The organism is Streptomyces sp. NBC_01210, from assembly GCF_036010325.1.
In the GTDB taxonomy this organism is placed as follows: Bacteria; Actinomycetota; Actinomycetes; order Streptomycetales; family Streptomycetaceae; genus Streptomyces.
Genome location: NZ_CP108549.1, coordinates 2768798 through 2786964 on the forward strand (window position 1 = coordinate 2768798; position 18167 = coordinate 2786964).

17 protein-coding genes, 1 other RNA gene and 1 pseudogene are annotated in these 18167 nt (G+C 71.1%); 12 read left to right on the plus strand and 7 right to left on the minus strand.

All coding sequences use genetic code 11. The features are described from left to right. Window positions 1-36: 36 nt before the first annotated feature. A complete protein-coding gene (locus OG735_RS12520) occupies window positions 37-909 on the plus strand; it encodes a PhzF family phenazine biosynthesis protein (RefSeq protein WP_327323242.1) in 873 nt (290 codons plus the stop codon). A 101-nt stretch (window positions 910-1010) separates the two neighbouring features. Here OG735_RS12520 and OG735_RS12525 read toward each other — a convergent pair whose 3' ends face one another. Then, the gene (locus OG735_RS12525; RefSeq protein ID WP_327323243.1) at window positions 1011-1334 is read right to left on the minus strand and encodes a nuclear transport factor 2 family protein; all 324 of its coding nucleotides are present in this window, start codon (window positions 1332-1334) and stop codon (window positions 1011-1013) included. A gap of 162 nt (window positions 1335-1496) precedes the next feature. Here OG735_RS12525 and OG735_RS12530 point away from each other — a divergent pair, with 162 nt between their 5' ends. The 4 genes from OG735_RS12530 (at window position 1497) to OG735_RS12545 (ending at window position 7589) form a co-directional block, all read left to right on the plus strand. Then, window positions 1497-1832 (plus strand): MazG-like family protein, encoded by a 336-nt coding sequence (locus OG735_RS12530; RefSeq protein WP_327323244.1) that lies wholly within the window; start codon window positions 1497-1499, stop codon window positions 1830-1832. Between the two features lie 125 nt (window positions 1833-1957). Then, window positions 1958-3889, plus strand: coding sequence for an ABC transporter ATP-binding protein (locus tag OG735_RS12535; RefSeq protein ID WP_327323245.1), 1932 nt, complete (start codon window positions 1958-1960; stop codon window positions 3887-3889). A gap of 243 nt (window positions 3890-4132) precedes the next feature. Beyond that, window positions 4133-6208, plus strand: coding sequence for a SpoIIE family protein phosphatase (locus tag OG735_RS12540; protein ID WP_442812413.1), 2076 nt, complete (start codon window positions 4133-4135; stop codon window positions 6206-6208). Between the two features lie 562 nt (window positions 6209-6770). Then, window positions 6771-7589, plus strand: coding sequence for a rhomboid family intramembrane serine protease (locus OG735_RS12545; protein WP_327323247.1), 819 nt, complete (start codon window positions 6771-6773; stop codon window positions 7587-7589). 105 nt (window positions 7590-7694) lie between these two features. On the opposite strand, the gene OG735_RS12550 is transcribed toward OG735_RS12545, so the two are convergent. Further along, entirely contained in the window at window positions 7695-8075 is a 381-nt protein-coding gene (locus OG735_RS12550) for a hypothetical protein (RefSeq protein WP_327323248.1), read from the minus strand. Between OG735_RS12550 and OG735_RS12555 the strand changes: the two genes are divergently transcribed. The 3 genes from OG735_RS12555 (at window position 8074) to OG735_RS12565 (ending at window position 10141) form a co-directional block, all read left to right on the plus strand. Next, the gene (locus OG735_RS12555; protein WP_327323249.1) at window positions 8074-8319 is read left to right on the plus strand and encodes a hypothetical protein; all 246 of its coding nucleotides are present in this window, start codon (window positions 8074-8076) and stop codon (window positions 8317-8319) included. The genes OG735_RS12550 and OG735_RS12555 overlap by 2 nt on opposite strands. Window positions 8320-8399: 80 nt before the next feature. After that, window positions 8400-9410: a permease gene (locus tag OG735_RS12560; protein WP_327323250.1), complete on the plus strand. Its 1011-nt coding sequence runs from the start codon at window positions 8400-8402 to the stop codon at window positions 9408-9410. Beyond that, window positions 9407-10141 carry a TIGR03943 family putative permease subunit gene (locus tag OG735_RS12565; protein ID WP_327323251.1) on the plus strand — a complete coding sequence of 245 codons (735 nt, stop codon included), beginning with the start codon at window positions 9407-9409 and terminating at the stop codon, window positions 10139-10141. Before OG735_RS12560 ends, OG735_RS12565 begins: the two co-directional genes overlap by 4 nt. Before the next feature lie 223 nt (window positions 10142-10364). Here the strand turns inward: OG735_RS12565 and OG735_RS12570 are convergent, their stop codons facing one another. Beyond that, on the minus strand, window positions 10365-11594 hold the full coding sequence (locus OG735_RS12570) for an MFS transporter (RefSeq protein ID WP_327323252.1): 1230 nt from the start codon (window positions 11592-11594) through the stop codon (window positions 10365-10367). Between the two features lie 99 nt (window positions 11595-11693). On the opposite strand from OG735_RS12570, the gene OG735_RS12575 reads away from it, so the two are divergent. Together OG735_RS12575 and OG735_RS12580 are read left to right on the plus strand one after the other, a co-directional pair. After that, a complete protein-coding gene (locus OG735_RS12575; protein ID WP_327323253.1) occupies window positions 11694-12779 on the plus strand; it encodes a helix-turn-helix domain-containing protein in 1086 nt (361 codons plus the stop codon). A 237-nt stretch (window positions 12780-13016) separates the two neighbouring features. After that, window positions 13017-13136 (plus strand): annotated as a pseudogene (locus OG735_RS12580) (transposase); the annotation flags it as partial. Window positions 13137-13152: 16 nt separating this feature from the next. On the opposite strand, the gene rnpB reads toward OG735_RS12580, so the two are convergent. From rnpB to OG735_RS12595, 3 genes are all read right to left on the minus strand, one after another. Next, window positions 13153-13557: RNase P RNA component class A (rnpB, locus tag OG735_RS12585), an RNA gene on the minus strand. An 18-nt stretch (window positions 13558-13575) separates the two neighbouring features. Continuing rightward, on the minus strand, window positions 13576-14103 hold the full coding sequence (locus OG735_RS12590) for a TetR/AcrR family transcriptional regulator (RefSeq protein WP_327323255.1): 528 nt from the start codon (window positions 14101-14103) through the stop codon (window positions 13576-13578). A gap of 140 nt (window positions 14104-14243) precedes the next feature. After that, a complete protein-coding gene (locus OG735_RS12595; protein WP_327323256.1) occupies window positions 14244-15686 on the minus strand; it encodes an RNB domain-containing ribonuclease in 1443 nt (480 codons plus the stop codon). A 101-nt stretch (window positions 15687-15787) separates the two neighbouring features. Between OG735_RS12595 and yaaA the strand changes: the two genes are divergently transcribed. Continuing rightward, a complete protein-coding gene (gene yaaA, locus OG735_RS12600) occupies window positions 15788-16588 on the plus strand; it encodes a peroxide stress protein YaaA (RefSeq protein ID WP_327323257.1) in 801 nt (266 codons plus the stop codon). A 61-nt stretch (window positions 16589-16649) separates the two neighbouring features. Then, window positions 16650-17267: a bifunctional 4-hydroxy-2-oxoglutarate aldolase/2-dehydro-3-deoxy-phosphogluconate aldolase gene (eda, locus tag OG735_RS12605; protein ID WP_327323258.1), complete on the plus strand. Its 618-nt coding sequence runs from the start codon at window positions 16650-16652 to the stop codon at window positions 17265-17267. A 2-nt stretch (window positions 17268-17269) separates the two neighbouring features. On the opposite strand, the gene OG735_RS12610 is transcribed toward eda, so the two are convergent. After that, window positions 17270-18166: a GNAT family N-acetyltransferase gene (locus tag OG735_RS12610; protein WP_327323259.1), complete on the minus strand. Its 897-nt coding sequence runs from the start codon at window positions 18164-18166 to the stop codon at window positions 17270-17272. Window position 18167 lies beyond the last annotated feature (1 nt).

Consider the following 18167-nt stretch of genomic DNA (forward strand, 5'->3'; position numbering starts at 1 on the left):
TTCTGTAAGGCGCGACCATCCCGTAGGGTTTCGGCCATGATCACGACTGCCGACGTGCTGCGCTACACCGCCTTCTCGACCGACCCCGAAGGGGGCAACCCCGCGGGGGTCGTCCTGGACGCGTCCGGGCTCGACGACGCGGCGATGCTCGCCGTCGCGGCCGAGGTCGGCTACAGCGAGTCCGCGTTCCTGACGGCACCGCCCGAGGGCTTCGGCGTCTCCGGGCAGGCCTTCACCGTCCGGTACTTCAGCCCGAAGGCCGAGGTCCCGTTCTGTGGTCACGCCACGGTCGCGACGGCCGTCGCGCTGGCGGAGCGCACCGGCCCCGGCGACTTCGTCTTCGTCACCCGCGTCGGCCCCGTGCCGGTGACGGTCGAGTCCGTGGACGGCGTGCTGCGCGCCACGCTCACCAGCGTCGAGCCGCACGTCGAGGAGGCGGCCGCCGATGATGTGCGCGAAGCACTCGCCGCTCTCGACTGGGCCGCCGAGGACCTGGATCCGGCGCTGCCGCCGCGCATCGCCTTTGCGGGCGCGCGCCATCTGGTCCTGGCGGCCGCGACCCGCGCCCGGCTCGCGGATCTTCAGTACGACTTCGCACGCCTCGAAGCGCTGATGCGCCGCCTCGACCTGACGACGGTCCAGTTGGCGTGGCGCGAGTCCGCCTCGGTGTTCCATGTCCGGGACCCGTTCCCGGTGGGCGGTGTGGTCGAGGATCCGGCGACGGGCGCGGCGGCGGCGGCGTTCGGTGCGTACGCGCGCGAACTCGGCCTCGTACCGGGCGAGTCGGAACTCACCCTGCACCAGGGCGTGGACATGGGCCGTCCCGGAGTGCTCACGGTGACGCTCGGCGAAGGCGATCCGCGGGTGCGGGTGAGCGGCTCAGGGGCCCGCATTCCCGACGCCGGCTGAGGTTCGCCACCGAGGTCTGCTACCGAGGTCCGCCACCGAGATTCGCCACCGAAGTCCGCCGCTGAGCCCGTCGCGGAGGTCCTGTCACCGAGGCCGGCCGGTCATGCCTGCCCGGTCTCGAAGCGGCCGACCTTCCCGCCCTCCACCTTGAACTTCCAGGAGGTCCGCATCTCGCCCCAGGTGTCGTTGCGGTAGCGGGCGACCAGGGACAGCCCGTCGGCGGACTGCGAATCGACCTCCATATGCCCGCGCGAGGAGAAGATCTCACGCTCGGTCCAGTCGTCGAGGTCGCGGTCGCTGCCGTCGTCGGACATGGTCGCGCCCGGCGCGAGGGCGGCCTGGAAGCGTTCGCGGTCACCGGCGTTGAGGGCGCCGACGAAGGCGCGGACGGCGGGTTCGTTGAGCTTGTCCACGGAAATGGTCACGGTGTCTCCTTCGCTACGAGGACTGGGCGGAGCCACCTCCATCCCTACACCTCCGGCCCCCGCCTCACCCTTTGGCGTCGGCCACCTGCGCGAGCCGTCCCCCGTCGGCTGCGCCCCGTCGACTGCGCCCCGCGAGCACCCCGTACATGGCAGGCTGCGCGCATGAATCACACCCTGGACCCCATCTGGGACACGGTCGGCCGGCTGCACGACTGGCTCGACGCGGAGAGCGATCTGCCGCCGCAACAGGAGACGCTGCTACGGATGTTGAAGATCTCGGAGGAGGTCGGCGAGGTCGCCCAGGCGATCATCGGCGCGACGGGCCAGAACCCGCGCAAGGGGACGACGCACAGCTGGCAGGACGTGGAGTCGGAGCTCTGCGACGTGATCATCACGGCGATGGTGGCGTTGCGTACGCTCACGCCGGAGGCGCCGGAGGTCTTCGGCGCGCATCTTCGCGGTATCGCGGTGCGTTCGCTGGAGCGGTCACCGGACTGATCCGCCCCCATCCGCCGCCGCGTGTCGGCCCTGACACTTTTCACTGGTTTTCGGCGCTTTCGATATCGCCGTGGACCGGCAGCGGCAAAGGTGGTTGCCGGAGTTCAACCCGTCAGGACAGTGGCGTGGCCGAAGAAGGGACCGAGTTGACCGCCGAAACCCCTGAGACCACCGAAGCCGCCGAGAACCCCAGTGAGGAGCTGCGGTACCGCTCCGCCACGCTGGCTGCCTTCGAGCAGCAGCCGGTCACCACGAAGGCGATGGCCAAGCGGCTGCCCCAGCTCGTACGCAAGGCACTGGCCCTCGCCTGGCGCGTCGACCGGCGCGCGGTCGTCACCCTCCTGGTCTGCCAGGCCCTTTCAGGGTTCATGGAGGCGTTCGGGCTGCTCGCGACGACGAGCACGATCACGGCTCTGATCGCCGGCGGCAATATGGGCGACAATCTTCTGGACGCCCTCCCTTCGATCGGCGTACTGGCCGGAGCAGCCGGCCTGCGGGCCCTGCTGGGTATCGCCGTCAACAACATCTCCAGCCGCCTGTCCCCCAGGATTTCCCGGGAGGCCGAGCTGCAGATGCTGAGCGCGGCGGTCAACGCGGAGCTGGCGGCGTACGACCATCCCGGCTTCAACGACAAGCGTGAGGCGGCCGACCGTGGCGCCGAGGTCGCCCAGGATCTCCTGACCGAGTCCCAGGACGTCATGGCCTGTGTCGCCTCGCTCGTCGCGGCGGCCGGAGTGGTCACGGTCCTGCATCCGGTCCTGCTGCCACTGCTGATGCTCGCGGCGGTCCCGCAGGGAATCGCGAGCGTGAAGGGCGCCCGCGTCCACTACGAGACCTCACGCGCCATGGCCGCGGAGCGCCGGACCCTGAACCTGCTGCGCTGGTTCGTGGTCGACAAGGACACCGCCGACCAGCTTCGCTCGTGCACCATGGCGGAGTTCCTCCTGAACCGCTACCGGGCCATCGGCAACCGGGTCGACTCCGCGACCGACAAGGCCGTGCACCAGGGCGCGCGCTACGCGATCGTCGGCGCGACGGCCGGAGGGCTGGCGGCCGGGCTGGTGTGGGTGGCCCTCGCTCTTCTCCTGGCGTCGGGGCGGATGTCGGTCGCCTCGGCGGGCACGGCGGTCTTCGCCCTGCGTACGGTCGGCTCCTCGCTCCACGGCGTCGTCGGCTACGGCACCCGCCTCTTCCGGACCGGGCTCTATCTCGACGACTGGGCCGAGTTCATCGAGGAGGCAGGCGGCCACCGTCTGAATCGTGGCACTCTCTCCCCGCCGCCCCCGCAGACCGTCAAGGCCGAGGCTCTCACCTACCGCTACCCGGGCGCGGACCGCCCGGCGCTGGAGAAGGTCAGTCTCGAGGTCCGCCGGGGCGAAGTCCTGGCTCTGGTGGGCGAGAACGGCTCCGGCAAGACCACTCTCAGCAAGCTCCTGACCGGCCTGTACCTTCCGACCGACGGCACCGTGACCTGGGACGGGACGGACGTCGCCGACTTCGATCCGCACGCTCTGTGGACGCAGACCGCGATCGTCCCGCAGGACTTCGCGCACTGGCCCATGTCCGCCAGGGACAACATCACGCTGGGCCAGCTCCACGACGGCGACGAGGCGGTTCTCCGCGCCGCTGCCCGCTCCGGGGCCGCCGAGGTGGTGGACGGTCTGCGCAGCGGTCTGGACACGCTGCTCGCACGGGAGTGGTTCGGCGGGGTGGAGCTGTCCGGCGGCCAGTGGCAGCGCATCGCCATCGCGCGCGCCTTCCATCGCCCGGCCGGGCTGCTCGTCATGGACGAACCCACCAGCGCACTCGACGCCCGCGCCGAGCACCGCATCTTCACCGGCCTCCGGGACATCGCCCGGGACCGCGCCGTCGTGCTCGTCACCCACCGCCTCGCCAATGTCGCCGTCGCGGACCAGATCGTCGTACTCGACCACGGCCGCGTCATCCAGCAGGGCACCTTCGGGGAACTGGTCGGATCCCCCGGGCTCTTCCAGGAACTGTGGGTCCTTCAGAACGACCGGGGCGTACCGGCACCACGCCGCGCGGAGCGGCCGTGAGCACCGTCGCCGGATGCCGGGCCGACTCGTGGGAGTCGCCATCGGTGGAGGCCGCGGCGACCCATGCATCACTCTGAGTGACGGTTCCGGCATGGTCGGCAACCGGATCGAGCGACAGAGCCCCTGACCGTACAGAGTCACTCAGATATCTGCACAATGGATGACAAAGACGCCTAAGCCTCTTTCGGCGCCCGGTGGGTGGGGCGAGGCGATGCGTTGTGCCGCGGGTGGAAGGCGACAGTCGTGCCGTCAGATCGGTCGGGGGACGAGAAGGCTCCCGGTCCGCTCTGGTCCGAGCCCGGGACGCTACTGCAACACGTGGCCGTTGCTGTCTTCGGCATCGATGATGACGACCGGATCTGCTACTGGGGACCTGGCGCGCGGGACCTCTTCGGGCACGACCCCGCTGCGGTGCTGCGCAAACCCGCCGGCGTGCTCTTCCCGGATCCGCCCCGAGGCGCCCCTGCCCCTTCGATCCGGCTGGCGGAGCGAGGCCGCACCCTGGGGTACTGGCGCGGCCGGCTGCAGGCACGGCACCTGGACGGCGCGGTCTTCGACTGCGGTTTCCGGGTCTTCCCCGTCACTGGCGCAGGGGGCCGTTCGGTGGTCATGGCCTTGGCGAGCCGCAGTGACGAACTCGATCGGGTGAAGACCAACCTGGCCTTCCTCGACGCCCTCTTCGAGACCTGCCCCATTGGCCTGGTCATGCTCGACGAGGAGTCGCGGTACGTCCACCTCAACCAGGCGCTCGCCGACATGGACGGACTTCCCATCGAGGAGCACCTCGGACGGCGGATGGAAGAGATCATGATCACCTCCGACGGGGGTGAGTACCAGCGGATACTGCGCGCGGTCGCCGCGGAGGGACGGCCCGTCGTGGGCGCGCTGGTGGGTGTACGCACGCCAGGTCACCCGGATCGTGATCAGGTGCGGTCGGTGAGTTTCTTCCCCCTCAGCGGCGCGGTCGGAAGCCGGTCCGGAGTGGGCGGCCTGCTGGTGGACGTGACCGACCGGGAGCAGGCCATCATGGAGGCAACCGCCGGTCGTCAGCGGCTGGCTCTGCTGGACCGGGCCGCGGCCCGGATCGGCACCACCCTGGACGTGAACGTCACCGCCCGGGAGCTGGTCGACGCCGCGGTTCCCGAATTCTCGGACGCCTCCGTCGTGGAAGTCGTGGAGTGGATGGACGAGCCCGAGGTGTTCGACCCGGAACTGCCGCTGGTCACCCGCCGGATCGCCTCCGGCACCATCCTGCCGCCACCCGCCACCGAACTCGTGAGCGGGCTGGAGAGCGTGACATACCCACCGGGTTCCGCCATCCACCGGATGCTGCGCACGGGGCGCCCCGTCTCCGTCCTGGTGAACGACGAGTTCGTGACCCGGACCGTCATCCACCAGGCCCGCGCCCGGCTCCTGAGAGAGAGCGGTCTGGCCTGCATCCTCATCGCCCCGCTGATCGCCCGGGGCACGGTCCAGGGCCTCACCATGTTCGGACGCTCCGCGGCCAGGCCGGCCTTCACCGAGGAGGACCTCAGCCTGGCCGGTGAGCTCGCCTCCCGCGCCGCGCTCTGCCTGGACAACGCGCGTCTCTACAGCCGAGTGCATGACATCGCGGTCACCCTCCAGCGCGCACTGCTCCCCAGCGCCCTGGCGACAAGCCCTTACGTGCAGGTCGCCCACCGCTACCTGCCCGGCAGCCACATCACCGAGGTCGGCGGCGACTGGTACGACGTGATCAACCTGTCCGGCGACCGGGTCGCCCTGGTCGTCGGTGACGTGATGGGCCACGGGGTGCCGGCCGCCGCGGCCATGGGGAGGCTGCGCATCACGGCCAAGGCACTTGCCAGGCACACCCAGGAGCCGCACGAACTGCTCGCCGAGCTCGACACCTGTGCCCAGGAGGCCGGAATCGAGCTGGCGACCTGCCTCTACATCCTGTACGACCCCACGACCGGGCGCGCCCGCATGGCCAGCGCCGGCCACCCCCCGCCCCTCGTACGCCACCCTGACGGCACGGTCGAGACCATCAGCAATGTCCTGGGAGTTCCCCTCGGGGTGGGCGGTCACCCCTTCACGACAATCGAGATCACCCTGCCGGAGGACGCCATTCTCGCCCTGTACACCGACGGCCTCATCGAAGCACGTGGCCAGGACATCGAAGAGGGCCTGGCCGCGGTACGTGCCGAACTGAGCAGGGCGTCGGGCCAGTTGGAGGAGACAGCGGACCGCATGCTCTCGAGCCTGCTGCCCGACCCGCCGGACGACGACACGGTGCTTGTCCTCGCCCGCGTCCGCCGCAGTCCTCCGCATAGCCCGTAGTTCGCAGCAGAGCGACTCACCGCGCGCTACGGGCAGCGGTCAACGTCCGCGGGTTGCTCCGCGCCGCCGGTGCGCGGGAACGGGTGAAACCGCGTAGGAGGCGTCTTCCTCCTCTTCCAGTGGCGGCAGCTCGACGGTGTACTGCGGCTGAAGAAACAGATCGTGGTGCTGCGGCGCAGCTGGCGAGCCTGCCGTGTTCTGTCCGGGCCGGGCAGGATCGAGGTGGGGAGAGGCAGCAGTCATGCACAACCATCCAGAGTTTGAGAGCCGCGCGGATCCAAGGCGGAACTGTCGACCGGTGATGATCGGTATGTCTCTGCTCCGCGTGCGCCACTCCATTAGATCCTATTGGCGGCGGCAGGACGTCAGCACGCGAGTGAGCTGGTCATTCCTGCACGAAGGCGACTGGCCTTCGACCGGCTTCAGCGACGCGTGAACCCCACCGCTGCAGCGGCGCTTGGCATCAGCCGGGCAGCGCGAGGAGCCGCCGCCGATACGGCCGGGCGGCTGACATGGCAGGGCCGCGCCGGATTCGCCGTGCCGATCGGGGCAGGTTCCTGATGTGGTCATTCCCGTTCATGACTCGAATCCGGTGCGGCGCACCCCCTGGGTCACCTACGCGCTGATCGTGGCCAACGTGATCGTGTTCCTGCGCATGCCCGTGACCGTGTCCTCGATCGCGGGCGACAGCGGCCTCGCGCACCTGTGCCATCTACAGGCTTTCCTCGAGCAGTGGGGCGCCGTCCCGCGGGAGCTGATCCACAACCGGGTGCCGGACCTGGTCCCGACCGGGACTCCCGCGGTGGGCCCCCAGGGGCCGGGTTGCCTGCTCGGACCGCCCCGCTACGACAAGGCGCCTCCGCTGTCCGTACTGACCTCGATGTTCCTGCACGGCAGCTGGCTGCACCTGCTGGGCAACATGCTCTTCTTGTGGATCTTCGGCGACAACATCGAAGACCGGTTGGGGCGGGTGCGGTACCTGCTGTTCTACCTGTTCTGCGGGTACGTGGCCGGGTACGGCTTCGCGCTGGCCAACCCCGATTCCGCCGAACCGCTGATCGGGGCGTCCGGGGCAATCGCCGGCGTGCTGGGCGCCTACCTGGTGCTCTACCCGCGGGTTCGGGTGTGGGGCCTGGTGCCCTTCCTGTTCTTCTTCCCTCTGCGGCTCCCCGCCTGGGCGGTGCTGGGACTGTGGTTCGTCCTGCAGGCGTTCTACTCGGCCGGCTACGGCGTCGCGGAGGTCGGCACCGTTGCCTATCTCGCCCATGTGGTCGGTTTCGTGGCCGGGGCGTTGCTGGCGCTTCCGCTGCGGGCCAATACACCGCCCCCGCCCGAACCGCAGCGGCTGCACAAAAGGCCGCAGGTACCACCGCGTTGGTGAGTTAGGTCGAGTTCGGTCGAGTTCGTCGGCCAGTCGGCGCGGGCCGCCCTGACGGGCCACGGTTTTGCCGTCCGGCAGGGCGCAGAGTGCCGAACGCCGTCCGGTTCACAGCTGGTTGATCCATCCCACGAACAGCACCGCCCCCGCTGCGGCCAACAGCAGGGCGAGCGGCCTGCTCCACCACTGGGACCTCGATCCGGTGGACGGTTCCTGCTCGTCGGAACCGAGTACGACCAGGCCACGCAGTAGCCATACGGCAGCGACGAGAATCGGCACGGCCAGCGCCGCGTGTGCCGCCCAGGCACCCGCCAGGGTGGGGCCGCCCCAGGAGTTCTGGTAGTCGTGCGCGTCCAACAGCGGGTAGAGAGCGCCATTTGCGGCCGCCTGTGTGCTGATCAGGATGATGAACCAGGCGACGAGCCCCAGCCCCGTCCCGAGGAGCGCCGTCGGCGCGTCGGCGAGGCGTCCCCTCGATACTGCGCGCATGAACCGGGCGGCCGACACCGGCAGCAAGGTGATCCCCCGCCAGACCCACGACCGGCCGGGCCTGCCCAAGGTCGTCGCAACGAACGAAGCGGCGGAACGGCGAAGTGACTGCTGCGTGATCTCCATGCTCCCACGATCACAGTCGTTGCCGGCCGGATCGATCCTGCCTGCACGAACGTCGCGGTGGGGTTTTCCCCCGCATACCAAGGCAAGCCTCGATCAACTCGCGTTGATTCAGGAATGAGAAGCTGTGCCCGAACCGGCGTACTGAAGGTGGAGGGGAACCAACCCGCGAAGCCTTTCCATACCGGAGGTACCTCACCCGTGACCGCCCCCAGAACAGCCCCGCCCAGGGCTGACCATCGCGACGCGGATGATCCGCAGGGTTGGCAGTTCAACTCACCCCTCGTCCTGACCATGTTGCTGCTCCTGGTGGTTGTGCTGCAGGGGCCGATCCGCCGGGCGTTGTCCGCGCCGGTGATGCAGAGCTGGATGACCGTGTTCGTCGCGGTGGTCGTCCAGGCCCTGCCCTTCCTCGTCCTCGGCGTGCTGCTGTCGGCGATCATCGCGGTGTTCGTCCCACCGTCGTTCTTTGCCCGCGCGCTGCCGAAACAGCCCGCCCTCGCGGTGCCGGTCGCCGGGCTGGCCGGGGCGGTCCTTCCCGGCTGCGAGTGCGCCTCCGTGCCGGTGGCCGGGGCGCTGGTGCGCCGCGGCGTCACGCCCGCGGCGGCGTTGGCGTTCCTGCTGTCCGCCCCGGCGATCAACCCGATCGTGCTGACCGCCACCGCCGTCGCGTTTCCCCGCGACCCCCAGATGGTCCTCGCCCGGTTCGTGGCGAGTCTGCTCGTGGCGTGCGGGATGGGCTGGTTGTGGCAGCGGCTGGGCCGCAGCGACTGGCTGCGCCCACCGGCCCACCCGTCGTTCGACGGCCTCGGCAAGGGGGCGGCGTTCTGGGGATCCGTACGGCACGACGTAATGCACGCCGGCGGCTTCCTCGTCGTCGGCGCGATGGCCGCGGCCACCCTCAAGGCCGTCGTACCGGCAAGCTGGCTGCACACCGCGGCCAACGACCCTGTGGTGTCGATCCTCACCCTGGCGATCCTCGCGGTGGTGTTGTCGATCTGCTCCGAGGCCGACGCGTTCGTGGCCACGTCCCTGACCCAGTTCTCGCTCACCGCCCGCCTGGCATTCCTCGTCGTCGGACCGATGATCGACCTGAAGCTGTTCGCCATGCAGGCCGCCACGTTCGGCCGCGGGTTCGCGCTGCGGTTCGCCCCCGCCACCTTCACCCTGGCCGTCCTCATGTCGGTCCTGGTCGGGGCGGTCCTGCTGTGAACCGGCAGGCGCAAGCGGCCGTGCTGTTCCTCGTCGGCGCGGCGGTGCTGCACGCCGGCGTCACGGGCCTCTACCTGCGCTACGTCAAGGCCGGGTTGCGCCCGTTGCTGCTCGTGGCCGGCATCGTCCTGATCGTCGCCGCCGTCGCCACCGTCTGGTACGAACTGCGACGGCCGCGCGCGACCGAGGAGAACCAGCCCGGGCGTGAGCACCACGACCGTCGCGGCCACGCCCACCGCGAACCACGCATATCCTGGCTCCTCGTCCTGCCCGTGCTCGCTCTCATCCTGGTGGCGCCACCCGCACTGGGCTCCTACAGCGCCCTCCGCGCCGGCACGGCCCTGCAACAACCCTGGGGCTTCCCCACCCTCCCCGCCGGCGACCCGCTCCAGCTCAGCGTCGTCGATTACGCCGGCCGCGCGGTCTACGACCACGGACACTCACTCGGCGACCGGCAGATCAAAATCACCGGCTTCATCACCCTCGACGGCAGCGGCGCACCCTACCTCGTCCGCATGAGCCTCAACTGCTGCGCTGCCGACGCCCAACCCGTCAAGATCGGCCTGTCCGGACGGATTCCCCCCGCCCTGCAACCCGACACCTGGCTCGAAGTCATCGGCACCTACACCGGCAAACAGACCAGGGACCCCGTCAACGACGGCATCATCCCGTTCATCGACATCAGCCGGGCCAGACCGGTCCCGGCCCCACCCAACCAGTATGAAAACTGAAGGGGTTGAGCGCGTCATCGGCCCTGGCCGGGCATGGTGAAGGGCTGGTCCGACAGGCCACCGTGCAGGGCTTCCCACGGCGAGGCGGCGCCTCTACGGCGGTCGGCTCCACCGCCTCACTGAGCGTCTTGGGGTCACGTCGTGCGGCAGGCCGCCCTACGGTGTGGTGTCGGCGCAGACCGCGGACTGTCGCCAGGGGCGATTGCCGAGCTCACGAGCCTGCTCACGCCCGGCGGCAGCAACCGCTGAGCCGCGTTCCTTGGTCCTTCTCAGCGGCAACGGCGGAGGCGGAGAGGAGCGTCGCAGCGGCGAGGCTGCCCCAGAGGGCGGCCGAGCCGTGGGGTGCGAGGGCCGTGATGACCGCCGGGGAGACGGCGAGGCCGAAGCCCGTGGAGAGCTCGAAGCGGGCGAGGGTGCGTCCCAGGACATGGGCCGGGGCGAGGGCGGTGACGAGCGCGGTGGCGCTGCCGGCGTAGATGATCTCGCCGATAGTGCAGACCACGGACACCACGGCGACGGCCGGGGCACCCCAGCCGTGTCCCAGTGAGGTGGCCGCGAGGAAGCCGAGGTAGGACGCGGTGAGTACCACGCCGGCGAGAGCCAGCACGGTCCGCCGGGAGAAGCGGGACATCAGGACGGTGACCGGAACCTGCAGGGTGACCACCAGCACCGTGTTGGCCACGAAGATGGCTGCCGACCACACCGGGGATGCGTGCAACTGTGTCACCAGGACCAGAGGGAGCGCGATTTCGGGGACGTTGAGGCAGAAGACGTAGACCACGTTGGCGGCCAGCAGCGCGCGCATCCGGGGTGCTGGCCCGTCGGCCCTGTCCATGGCCGGGGCAGCGTCCGGATGCGCATGTAGGTGGACGGACCACGCCAAGGCCGCCGCAGTGAGATAGGCGAGCCCGGTGACGGCTGCCAGCGCCTGCAATGCGGCGGTACCGCCCGCCAGGCATGCGGTGGCGAGGAGCGCGCCCGCGCCCAGGCCGGCGTTGCGCAGGGCGCGGCCTCCCGCGAGAGCGGTGTCGCGTTCCCGGCCGTGGGCGACCGTGGCCACGAGAGCTGCGTGGGCGGCCGGCCATGCCTGGTTGCCGATGCCGAGGAAGAGCGCCGCCGTCGCGAACAGCCAGACGTGCCCCGCCGGGGTGGCCAGCAGCAGCGCCACGCCCAGCACCCGCACCAGCATCGACGCTGCCACGACCGTGCTGCGTGCGCCCCGGTCCAGCCATCGGCCCACCGCGGGCATGCACACCAGACTCACCACGACGCCGACCGTCATGGCAATGCCGGTGGCCGGCGCGGACAGCCTCAGCACCGTCACCCCGTAGAGCAGCAGAAAGGGCCGCAGCAGGCCGGTGCCGAGCGCGTCCACGGCCAGGGCGACGGCATAGCGGGGGCCTCCGGAGGCACGGACGAGGGCGCGGGGCTGGATCTTGGTGATGGTTGGCATGGCGTCAACGGTGCGTTCGGCCGCAGGGCCGGCTACGTCGGTTGACGGACACCGTCAACCGACGCCGTCGCCGGTCATCCGGTCAGGGATGCTGAGGGGATGACGTTGAGGATCGACATCAGCGGCCTGCCGTCCGAGCGACTGCGGTTCGCCGCCTCCCCGCTGGCCGAGCTGACCGCGATGCTGCACGTGCTGGCTGAACCCGGGCATCATCCGCAGCTCGCCGGCTGGGCCGGCGATGTCTGGGCCGGGCTGCGGCCGGAGCTGGCCGAGCGGTTGCGGGAGGCGGAGTTCCTCTGGCGTTCCTCACAAGCCGACTTCCTGATCCCCGCCCGACCTCGGCCGACCCTCGCCGAGGAGTTGGACGACGTGGACCGGATCGACGACGAAACGTATGTGACCGCCGCGCTCGTCACCACGTGCGGCAGCAACCGGGTCCACTTTGCCGCCCGGTCGCCGCTCACCGACGCGACTGCGCGCGAGCGGGCCCTGGACCTGGCACAGGCCCGCGGCACGCTGCAAGAGGCTTTCGCGGAACGGCTGCTCGCGGACCCGGCCGCTGTGCGGGCGCGCGTGCGCGACACCCTCGAACAGTGCGCCGAGGCCTTCTTCGACGCCGCCTGGGCGGGCGTCGCGGTGCAGCTCGCCACCGACCTGCGCCTGAAGAACGACCTGCTGAAGCGCCGGGGCATCGGGGCGGCACTGGCATCGGTCTCCGACGCAGTCACCCTGGCACCGGACGGCGACTGCATCATCGTGGACAAGCTGCAGGACAAGGCGACCGCCGCCCACGGCACCGGGGTCACCTTCATCCCCAGTGTCTTCGGCAGCCCGCACCTGGTGGCGGTCCACGCGCCCGGGTGGCGGCCGGTGGTGCAGTACCCCGTGGCCGAGCCGAGTCCATCGGAGCCGGTATCGCTGGAAACGGTCACACTACGGCTGGAGGCACTCGCACATCCGGTACGGCTGCGGCTGCTGCGCACCCTGGCCCGCGGCCCGCACACCACCGCTGAGCTGGCCCACGTCTGGGAACTTTCGCCCCCGGAGGTTTCCCGCCACCTCGCTGTCCTGCGCCGCGCGGGCCTGCTCACGGCCCGGCGGCACGGTCGTTACGTCCGTTACACCCTCAAGCTGCCCGATCTGACGGCGCTGGGCGCCGACCTGCTGGCGGCCGTACTGCGCTAAGTGGCTTCGGTCTGCCAGAACGCGGGCCGACCGCCGCCTTCGCAGCATCGTCCGACTCGGCGGGCCGCCAAGCAGTACCGGCGCAACCGCCTGCTGCCCTCGGCCAGCCGGGCAGCGCACTGGCTGCACCGCCGGACGTTCCTCCTGGCCATACCCCGGGGTCATCCTGTCCGGCCGTACGGGCCAGGGCCTGTCACTCCTCGTCGGTCGCGTCCTTGCCGCGAAGGAGTTCATACGCCGTTCCTCCGCTTCGACACCGAGATCTGCCGGATCGTCAGCACGACCAATGCGATCGAATCGGTGAACGCGCGGATCCGCCGAGCGGTCAAGGCCCGTGACCACTCTCCCAAGGACCGGGGCCGGAGCGGTGTGGCAGACGAGTCGGGCTGTACGCCGGGTTCTGTCGCCCGGTCGCCTCGCGGCGGCCGGGGAGACGGCCATCCATCTAGGACCGGCGTTGCCGCCGGTCTCGTGCGGTCTACCCGCGGACTCGGGCGGGCAGCCCTCGAACGTCCGCGCAGGGCCGCTTTTTACGGCGGCCCCTCTTGACCTTGCTCCAAGTGGGGTTTACCTAGCCGCCTGAGTCACCTCAGGCGCTGGTGGTCTCTTACACCACCGTTTCACCCTTACCGAGGACCGAGGTCCTCGGCGGTCTGTTTTCTGTGGCACTGTCCCGCGGGTCACCCCGGGTGGGCGTTACCCACCACCTTGCCCTGTGGAGCCCGGACGTTCCTCGGGAAGATCCAGAAGATCCTCACGCGGCCGTCCGCCCGGCTCGTCTGCCGTGCCGGCCATGTTACCTGGCGTGTGCGGGGACGAAGCCCGCGGAGCCGGTGGTCCAGGCCGCCGCGAGGTCGGCGCCCGGCGGGAAGCGGCCGTTCAGTTCGAGGATGGTCATGCCGTGGGCGAAGGCCCAGGCCGCGCGGGCGGTGTCCGCGTCGCCGCCGACCGCGCGGATGAGGGGGGCCGCGGCACGGTCCTCCACGCCCGCGGGCAGGGCCTCGCGGGCGAGCGGGCGGTCGGTGGCGAGGCGGTAGAGGTGCGGGTGGGCCAGGGCGTAGGCGCGGTAGGCGGTGGCCAGGGCCTGGAAGGAGCCGGGGGTCGCGGCCTCCGCGGCCTCGAGGACCTCGGCGCTCTCGCGGAGGGCTTCGGCGATCAGGGCAGTCTCGACCGAGGACTTGTCCGGGAAGTGCTTGTAGAGGGACGGGGCCTTGATGCCGACCCGCTCGGCGAGACGGCGCATGGTGAGGGCTTCCGGGCCTTCCTGCTCGAGCAGTTCGCGGGCCGCGGCGATGATCTGCTGCGCACGGGGGGAGTCAGGCATGCTGGAAGCCTTTCCTGGTTCGGAGTCCGTAGCCGAAGGCGCGATCGTACGAGGTGCGGGCGAGCCGACCGCACAGACCCGCGAGGACCGGCGCCCGGACGATCGGCACGCCGATGACCCGAAAGCGCTCGTCGCCGTGCTCACGCGAGCGCGAACAGCACCTTCGCCGTCCCCGGGTCGGCCTGCGTGAGCCGGGCCCGTACACGCTCCCCCAGCGGAAGCTTCTCGCCGCCGCCGTCGATCCTGGCCACCACCGCCGGGTCCGCCAGATGGATCGTCCCGACGGCCGGCTCGTGCTCCTTCACATCCACCACGAAGGCGTCGAAGATCTCGCCGACCCGCTCCCTCAGCAGCGCTGCCTCGACGAGGTCGACGCACTCCCGCTCCACCGTGTTGGCGCGTCGGGAGCCCTCCGCCATCTCCTGCGGCAGCTTGTCCAGCGCCGCCGTCACCCACTCCGGGGGCGCCTGCCCGGCCACCGCCGCCACGCACAGCTCGCCCGCGTACCGGTCGACGAGCCGCCGCAGCGGCGCGGTGCAGTGCGTGTACTCGTCGGCCACGGCGGCGTGGAGCGCGGGCGAGGGCAGCTCGCCGCCCGAGAAGGCGGCGTAGCCCGCGCCGCGCAGCAGCGTCGTGCACTCCTGGAGGAAGGCGGCATGGCGGGCGTTGTGCGGGTCGAGGGAGCGGACCACTTCGGCGTACGAGACATGGTGCGGCCAGTCGATGCCCAGGGCCTTCGCGCAGCGGCGCAGCCTCGCCACCGCGCCGACCGGGGCGGTGGGCAGGGTGCGCAGGATGCCGGTGCCCGACGCCGTCATGAGGTCGGCCGCGGCCATCCCGGTGAGCAGGGAGATCTGGGCGTTCCAGGCGTCGGCCGGGAGCGGGGCACGGTATTCGAGGAAGTATGCGCCGTCCCGCTCGACGACCTCCTGCTCCGGGACGTTCAGCGAGATGCCGCCGCGCTCGCGCTCCAGCGCCTCGCGCAGCAGCCCGATGTCCTTGAGCAGCCCCAACGGCTCCTCGGCGGTGCCCGCGTCGATCTGCCGCTGCACATCCTCGTAGTCCAGCCTGACCCGGCTGCGTACGAGCGCGCGGCGCACCTCGGTCGTGACGGTACGGCCCTCGGCGTCGAGGTCGATCCGCCAGAGCAGCGCCGGCGCGGTCCGGTCGGGCAGCAGACTGGCCGCGCCCTCGGAGAGCACGGCCGGGTGCAGGGGGACCTTCTCGTCCGGGAAGTAGAGGGTCTGCACCCGGCGGTGGGCCTCGGCGTCGATCGCGCCGCCGGGGGTGACGAAGGCGGCGACGTCGGCGATCGCGTAATGGACGCGGAAGCCGCCGTCGCGGCGGGAGGCGAGGTGCATCGCCTGGTCGAGGTCGACGGAGCCCGGCGGGTCGATGGTGAAGAACGGGATGTCGGTGGCGTCGTGGTCCGGCAGGCGCGGCGCCTTGGCGGCGGACTCCGCCTCGGCAAGGACCTCGGCCGGGAAGCCCTCGGGCACGTCGAGCGTGGTACGCAGCTCACGCAGTGCGGCCCGCAGCGGAGCTTCGGCTGCGCCGGTCATGTGCATATGGCGGCGGGGCATGGACCGAGCGTATGGCGGGCGGAGTCGGACGGCACCCGGATGACCGTAGGCTGGCGCGGGGGCCGCACCCCCCGCCCCCGTACGTACGAAGGAGACCTGCCGTGCTCGTGCTGTTGCCGCCGTCGGAGGGTAAGGCCGCTTCCGGGCGCGGGGCTCCGCTGAAGCCGGAGTCGCTGTCGCTGCCGGGTCTTGCCGGGGCGCGCGCCGCGGTGCTGGACGAACTGGTCGAACTGTGCGCCGCCGACGAGGAGAAAGCGCGGGAGGTGCTGGGGCTGAGCGAGGGTCTGCGCGGCGAGATCGCGAAGAACGTGGAGCTGCGGACCGCGGGCACCCGGCCGGCCGGGGAGATCTACACGGGCGTGCTGTACGACGCGCTCGGTCTGGCGACCCTGGAGCCGGACGCGCGGCGGCGGGCCCGGCAGTCGCTGCTGGTGTTCTCGGGGCTGTGGGGCGCGGTGCGGGTCGGCGACCGGATTCCGTCGTACCGCTGCTCGATGGGCGTGAAGCTGCCGGGGCTCGGCGCGCTGGGGGCGTACTGGCGCGGGCAGATGGCGTCCGTGCTGCCGGAGGCGGCGGGCAACGGGCTGGTGCTGGATCTGCGGTCCTCGGCGTACACGGCGGCATGGAAGCCGCAGGGCGAGGTGGCGGGGCGTACGGCGACGGTGCGGGTGCTGCACTCGCAGCTGGTCGACGGGGTCGAGAAGCGCTCGGTGGTCAGCCACTTCAACAAGGCGACGAAGGGCCGGCTGGTACGGGACCTGCTGATGACGGGCGCGAAGCCGGCGGGGCCGGGCGAGCTGGTGGAGACTCTGCGGGATCTCGGGTACGTGGTGGAGGCGCAGGCTCCGGCCAGGGCTGGGCGGGCGTGGGCGCTGGATGTGGTGGTCACCCAGATTCACTAACGCGTTGCACTGTGTGCAACGGTCGTTGCGGGGTGCGCAGTGGGACCGGCAGGATGGGGCCATGACCTCCGTACTGGACCTCGCGCCTGTCGTACCCGTCGTCGTCATCGACGACGTCGCCGATGCCATACCGCTCGCACGGGCCCTGGTCGCCGGGGGTCTGCCGGCGATCGAGGTGACGCTGCGCACGCCGGCCGCGCTCGACGCGATCCGCTCGATCGCGGACGGGGTGCCGGAGGCGGTGGTCGGCGCGGGCACGGTGATCTCGTCGGAGGGTGTGGACGCGGCGGTGGAGGCCGGCGCGCGGTTCCTGGTCAGCCCCGGGTGGACGGAACGGCTGCTGGACGCGATGAAGGCGTCCGGCGTGCCGTTCCTGCCCGGTGTCTCGACGACCTCGGAGGTCGTGGCGCTGCTGGAGCGCTCAGTGAGCGAGATGAAGTTCTTCCCGGCGGAGGCGGCCGGCGGCACGCCGTATCTCAGGTCCCTCGCCGGGCCGCTTCCGCAGGCCCGCTTCTGCCCGACGGGCGGGATCTCGTCCGCTTCGGCACCGTCGTATCTGGCACTGCGGAACGTGGGGTGTGTGGGCGGTACGTGGATGCTGCCCGCCGACGCGATCGCTGCCAAGGACTGGGCACGGGTCGAGAACCTGGCGGCCGGAGCGGCCGCGCTGCGCGGCTGAGTTCAGCCGAGGTCCACATCGACGAGGTCCGCGTCCACAAGGTCCGCGTCCACGAAGTCCACGTCGACGAAGTCGGCCAGCGGGCGGTAACCGAGGCGCTGGTAGAGGGCGTTGCTGGTGGGGTTGGCCTGGTCCGCGAAGAGCAGGACCTGTTCCGCACCCGCCTCGAGCGCGGCGCGGCTGACGGCGGCGGTGACCGCGCCGGCGTATCCGCGTCCGCGGAGCTCGGCCGGGGTGTAGACGGGCGAGACCCGGGACTGTCCCGCGACGATCGGCGAGCGGGCGGCCATGGAAACCGGCTGTCCGTCGTCGGTCTCCCAGAAATACAGGCATCCGTCGGCGACGCGGCGCGAGATGTTCTGTGTGTAGTCCGCGTCGGACGTCTCACCTATGTCGGCGGCGAACCTCTTCATCCAGGCGGCGGCGGCCGGGATGTCGTCGGCGATGGCCTGCCGGGCGCGGCCGGGCGGCGGGGGCTGCTGCGGCGTCAGCTCACCGAGCCGGAAGAGCCGCAGCCGCGTGGCGGCGGTCCAGCCGCCTCCGCCCGTCCACTCGTCGGCGAAGGCCTGTGTGCTGCCGTCCCCGCCTTTCACGCCACTGAGCGCTACCCCTGCCGCGCGCAACTTCCGCGCCAGCGCACGGGCGAGGGGTTCCCGCATCGGGCCGAGCAGCGGCGGCCGCGGCGGCGTCTGCAGGAACGCGGCGTCCACGGGTGCGTCGTCGGTCTCCCGCCACCAACCGAACCGAGCGGGTTCCGCGTCCTCGTACGCGTGCGGGCCGTGCCGCCGCACCATCTCGCTCACGGTGAGCAGCGCGGTGCAGAGGACGGAGTCCCGCGCCAGGCAGTCGCCGGCGGCGCGGCGGAACTCCTCGACGTCCTCGGTCAGATACCAGGTCATC